This is a genomic window from Lelliottia sp. RWM.1 (assembly GCF_016859735.1).
Classification (GTDB): Bacteria; Pseudomonadota; Gammaproteobacteria; order Enterobacterales; family Enterobacteriaceae; genus Enterobacter.
The window spans coordinates 1-4,985 of record NZ_WLVC01000095.1; the positions used below are offsets into that span (position 1 = coordinate 1).

Below are 4,985 nucleotides of genomic sequence, written 5' to 3' on the forward strand. Positions count from 1 at the left end.
AGCGCAATGTTTTCCATGATGGTTCTCCGAATGAAAGCCTGTCCTCAGCATAGTACTGGGAAGGAGGGAGTGACCATAGATTCGTTTTCTGAGACGACCCCCTTATGGCAGCACTTTAAATTGAGTCTCATACAGTATCTGTTTTCTTTCTCTTCATCTCTCATGACCTGCTGCCCACTTACAGACTCCAGGGTAAAGCAAAAAATTCTCCACCGGTGAGCAGAGTATATTGCATATGCCAGTTTATGAGTGTATATATAGCATATGCCAATAAGGAGCCTTCATGCCAAGACCCAGAATTCCCCGTAACATCTGTGGCCGCCCTGCGGATACCTGTTTTAAGCCCAATGCGCGACCGATGAGCCAGCTTGAACATGTTCATTTAAAAGAAGATGAGTTTGAAGCGTTACGGCTGGTCGATTTACTGGGCATGCAACAGCAGGAAGCGGCTGTTGCAATGGGGGTTTCAAGGCAGACACTGGCCAATGTCCTGAAAGCAGCCCGTTTTAAGGTTGTGGACTGTCTCACTCAGGGCAAGGCCTTAATAATGCACTCTGAAAGGGAAGGAGTTACACAAGATGATCACAGCCATTCCAGTGAATGACGACCGGGTAGCAAATCATTTTACCAAAGCGAGTCACCTTGTCCTGGTGGATGAGCGCGGTGTGGAGCTCAGCCGGACAGAAAATCCCGCGCTGGGCGCAGATTGTTCAGGTAAACGGAAGCTGGTTGACCTGCTGGTTCAACAGCAAGTCAGCCGCGTTGTGGTCCGTAACATCGGGGAACGGATGCTGGGTAAATTACTGGGGCATCAGATCGCGGTGTACCAGACTGACTGTGGTCGTCGTTTGTTCACTGAACTGTGTGATCCGGATACCCGTGTTCTGACTGAACTGAATAAGCCGGAGCAGGGACGCCAGTCCTTTCATCATGAGGCGAAAGGGAAAAAATGCTGTCACTCTGACGGGAACACAGCAGAAAATGCGTGCCAGGGTGGGCGTCAGCATCATCACGGAAACGGGCGCTGTTGCCATTCATGAGTTTATTTCATCACGGGCGGTGATTTTTATCAGACCCGTATTGTGTATAAACCAGGAGCCGGAATGTGTGGAGGAGGCAGTAATGATGCCGGGGGAGCCCCTCAGCTGACTGAATTCCGGATGCCTCCCGTCAGTACAACCGGACGCTGAGCAGAAACAGATGAATTGTTATCTTGATGCCAGAAAGGCCCATACCTGTTGTATGGTCTGTAGTTCCCGCGACAACAACCCTGATACGGTGAACTTAATGTTTTCAGAGCACCCGGATGGCTCTGTATGTGCGGACTACACGGCCAATCACAGGCATCAGGGGTATACGGGTCTTTTACATGGCGGAATGACGAGTACCCTGCTGGATGCAGCAATGACTCATTGTTTGTTCATGCAGGGTGTGCAAGCCCTGACGGCTGAACTGACGGTAAGATTCATTTCACCCGTTTGTACCGGAGACAAACTGATGGTATGTGCCAGACTGCTTGGGCAACGCAGGGGGATTTACCTGCTTGAAGCATGGCTGACAAAAGGACAGCAGACAGTGGCACGTGCCACGGCGAAATTCATTGTTCCGTCGCAGGATATTGCTCTGGCGCATCGCTAGTGTGACAGACGACAGGTGTACCTGGTTATTATAAAAATTTGAGGCGTGTTTTGCTCAGACCGGAAAGAATAATCGCATATCGTATATTCCACTGAAACCGTGTAAGAGGTAGTTATGAGTAAACAAATCATTGATATTGGTATTGCTGAATCATCCCGGGTGGAGATTGCAGACGGCCTGTCCCGGCTTCTTGCTGACACCTATACCCTGTATATAAAAACACATTACTATCACTGGAATGTAACTGGCCCCATGTTTAACAGCTTACATTTAATGTTTGAAAATCAATACAATGAGCTGGCCACTGCCGTTGATGATATCGCTGAACGTATACGCTCGCTCGGATGCTTCGCGCCCGGCACATATCATGAATTTTCACGTCTAACAGCGGTTAATGAAGATAAGGATATTCCGGCAGCAAAAAACATGATTGAAAATCTTGTCCAGGGCCAGGAGACCGTGGTTAAAACTGCACGCTCCCTGTTCCCGCTCGTTAATAATGCGAATGATGAAGCCACAGCAGATCTGCTTACACAACGTATCCAGTTACATGAGAAAACTGCCTGGATGTTGCGTAGCCTGCTTGAATAATGTCACCACGTGGCAGCAGAAAAAACGGTTTGTCAGCCACAGGCTATTACTGACAGTGCAGAATCATCCGTGTTCCTGTGGCTGTTTTTTCTGACCGTCACAGTATTAAACACCATTGAATCAGTGGGTTAATCAGTGAATGCGTGAACGAGAAATACAGTCCGTGACGGGCATCATCGGCTGGTATATCCGGACCACTGTTGTTTTCCCGTTAAGGTATCGCAGGTTCCGGTCTGGCATTTCACAGCCTGAACAGGGTTAATGATGCACGGATAAAACGGTTTACGGGGAAAGCAGGATCATATTATTCGTTGTTATGGCTTCCTTTACCGGTGCCTGCCTGCGGGCAGTAGAGATCATATAAGGTATTTAACAACGTCATGATACGGTTATCCTCAATACGGTAATATACCATTTTACCTGCCCGTCGGGTCTCGACCAGCTTCAGGCGGCGCATGACACCCAGCTGCTGGGACAGGGTCGGCTGAGTGATACCGACCGCCGCTTCCAGCCCGGCCACATTCGCTTCCCCCAGGCTTAACTGACACATCAACAGCAACCGGTCGCTGTTGGCCAGTCCCCGTAAGACATCTGCTGCCCTCAGGGCCGCATTCTTCATATCTGTCTGACGTTTTGTGTCTTCATTCATGAGCATTGCTGATTTCTCATACTATGTGTTTTTATATAATATAATTTAGTATACTGACGGTATCGTAATTTTGCCATCGTGTTCGTCAGGTCTGCAGCGTCCTGCCGGCCCGGGGAAACGATTATATCTGGCAGGCATTTTTGCCCCGGGTGAACAGAGAGGATGTAATGAAAATAGTGATTGTTGGTGGTGTTGCCGGCGGGGCATCCGCTGCAGCCAGAGCTCGTCGGTTATCAGAGGATGTCAGTATTGTTGTGTTTGAACGGGGAAGCGATGTCTCTTTCGCCAACTGTGGATTACCTTATCATATAGGCGGAAAAATTCCTTTAAGGCAGTCACTGATTCTGAAAACCCCGGAGGATTTTAAATCCCGCTTTAACATAGACGTCCGTATCTGTCATGAAGTGACGTCAGTGGATCCGGTTAATAAAACGGTGACGGTTAAAAATCTGACCTCAGGGGAGGTCTATAGCGAAGAATGGGATCGTCTGCTCCTCAGTACCGGCGCCGCTCCGGTTGTCCCTCCTTTGCCCGGGCTACAGGAAGAGGGTGTCTTTACGCTGCGAAATCTTACTGACATGGATGCTATCCTGGGGTGGATTGAGCAACATCACGTAGCTCACACCACGCTTGTCGGGGGGGGATTTATCGGACTTGAAGTGATGGAGGCTCTGAGCGAACGGGGGATCAATGTGACCCTGCTGGAGATGGGGGAACAGGTTATGGCTCCGGTTGATCCTGAAATGGCATCTGCCCTGCATCAGGAAATCCGGAGTCATGGCGTGGATCTGCGTCTCAGAACGGCGCTCACCGAGGTACTGCGGACAGAGACGGGATTCCGCGTTGCACTGTCTGAGGGTGGGTTTCTGCAGACCGACATGGTTATTCTCGCCATCGGGGTAAAACCTGAGAACAGCCTTGCCACAGGAGCCGGGCTCGCAGTGGGTAAACGGGGAGGCATAAGCGTCAATGCCTGTATGCAGACCAGTATCCCTGACATCTACGCCGTGGGGGATGCCGTTGAAACCCCAGACTTTGTCTTTCAGGAACCCGCTAATTTTCCTCTGGCAGGGCCCGCCAACCGCCAGGGACGCATTGCTGCTGATAACATGCTAGATCGTCACAGCCTTTACCATGGCAGTCAGGGGACATCCATTTGTAAGGTATTTTCGCTGAGTATTGGCAGCGTCGGTGCGAATGAAAAGCAGCTGAAAGTTCATGGCACCCGATACGAGAAGGTTTACGTCCATGCCGCTGATCATGCCGGTTACTACCCGGGGGCAACGATGATCAGTCTGAAACTGCTGTTCAGCCCCGATACCGGTAAAATTCTCGGGGCTCAGGCATCAGGGAAAAAAGGGGTTGATAAACGCATCGATGTCCTGTCTGTCGCACAGCGCGCGGGGCTTACCGTCAACGATCTCGAACATCTTGAGCTGACTTATGCTCCACCTTTTAACAGTGCAAGGGACGTCGTTAACCAGGCTGGTATGGTGGCGACAAATGTAATGAAAGGAGATACGGTCATATGTCATGTCAGCGATGTGTTACAACGGGAACCGGGCAGTTATTGTTTACTTGATATTCGCTCTCCTGCCGAACTGAAACAATTTGGTGAATATCCTGACGCGCTATCCATCCCTCTTGATTCCCTGCGGGAAAACCTTGGAAAATTGCCTAAAGATAAAGAAATTTTTATAGGATGTCAGAGTGGCCTGCGCGGGCATGTGGCATACCGTATTCTGCAGGCTCACGGCTTCCGGACATATAATCTGAGTGGTGGTTTCATAACCTGGCAGACGGTAACGGAGTCAATGAGTAAATAAGAGATGAAGTGCCATACACACATGGCACTTCATTTCTCCAGATTCGTTGAAAACATATTATATGGAATAGAAAATCTACAAAAATTATTAACGCCTTGAATGGCAGCTATAAGCGCATACCCTGAATCACTTTAAAGTGATTCAGGGTGTGAATGACTATTTTTGGATTTGGCACACAGCGTACTTCCAGGCTGCTAGTCATTAAGGGGTCCGCTTGGAAAACGAATCTATGGTCACTCCCGTTTTTGCAACACCGATTTTGACGACAAGTTGGCTTGCTT

Annotated in this window: 6 protein-coding genes; 5 read left to right on the forward strand and 1 reads right to left on the reverse strand. The window is 49.4% G+C overall.

The window, feature by feature from the left end:
* The first annotated feature begins 283 nt into the window (after positions 1 to 283).
* The 4 genes from GF617_RS26395 (at position 284) to GF617_RS26410 (ending at position 2,229) form a co-directional block, all read left to right on the forward strand.
* Positions 284 to 604, forward strand: a complete 321-nt coding sequence (locus GF617_RS26395; protein WP_001137910.1) for a DUF134 domain-containing protein — start codon at positions 284 to 286, stop codon at positions 602 to 604.
* Entirely contained in the window at positions 579 to 1,040 is a 462-nt protein-coding gene (locus GF617_RS26400) for a NifB/NifX family molybdenum-iron cluster-binding protein (RefSeq protein WP_000626969.1), read from the forward strand. The genes GF617_RS26395 and GF617_RS26400 overlap by 26 nt, the downstream gene beginning before the upstream one ends.
* A gap of 247 nt (positions 1,041 to 1,287) precedes the next feature.
* The gene (locus tag GF617_RS26405; protein ID WP_023135766.1) at positions 1,288 to 1,638 is read left to right on the forward strand and encodes a PaaI family thioesterase; all 351 of its coding nucleotides are present in this window, start codon (positions 1,288 to 1,290) and stop codon (positions 1,636 to 1,638) included.
* Positions 1,639 to 1,752: 114 nt separating this feature from the next.
* Positions 1,753 to 2,229 carry a Dps family protein gene (locus tag GF617_RS26410; RefSeq protein WP_000043177.1) on the forward strand — a complete coding sequence of 159 codons (477 nt, stop codon included), beginning with the start codon at positions 1,753 to 1,755 and terminating at the stop codon, positions 2,227 to 2,229.
* Between the two features lie 304 nt (positions 2,230 to 2,533).
* On the opposite strand, the gene GF617_RS26415 is transcribed toward GF617_RS26410, so the two are convergent.
* The gene (locus GF617_RS26415) at positions 2,534 to 2,884 is read right to left on the reverse strand and encodes a helix-turn-helix transcriptional regulator (RefSeq protein WP_000928911.1); all 351 of its coding nucleotides are present in this window, start codon (positions 2,882 to 2,884) and stop codon (positions 2,534 to 2,536) included.
* A 161-nt stretch (positions 2,885 to 3,045) separates the two neighbouring features.
* Between GF617_RS26415 and GF617_RS26420 the strand changes: the two genes are divergently transcribed.
* Positions 3,046 to 4,704 carry an FAD-dependent oxidoreductase gene (locus GF617_RS26420; protein WP_049015483.1) on the forward strand — a complete coding sequence of 553 codons (1,659 nt, stop codon included), beginning with the start codon at positions 3,046 to 3,048 and terminating at the stop codon, positions 4,702 to 4,704.
* Positions 4,705 to 4,985: the final 281 nt, after the last annotated feature.

Bases quoted from the DNA above. Each gene is read 5' to 3' on its own strand.
- GF617_RS26395 (WP_001137910.1), top strand. From the start codon at position 284: ATGCCAAGACCCAGAATTCCCCGTAACATCTGTGGCCGCCCTGCGGAT.
- GF617_RS26400 (WP_000626969.1), top strand. From the start codon at position 579: ATGATCACAGCCATTCCAGTGAATGACGACCGGGTAGCAAATCATTTT.
- GF617_RS26405 (WP_023135766.1), top strand. From the start codon at position 1,288: ATGTTTTCAGAGCACCCGGATGGCTCTGTATGTGCGGACTACACGGCC.
- GF617_RS26410 (WP_000043177.1), top strand. From the start codon at position 1,753: ATGAGTAAACAAATCATTGATATTGGTATTGCTGAATCATCCCGGGTG.
- GF617_RS26415 (WP_000928911.1), bottom strand. From the start codon at position 2,884: ATGCTCATGAATGAAGACACAAAACGTCAGACAGATATGAAGAATGCG.
- GF617_RS26420 (WP_049015483.1), top strand. From the start codon at position 3,046: ATGAAAATAGTGATTGTTGGTGGTGTTGCCGGCGGGGCATCCGCTGCA.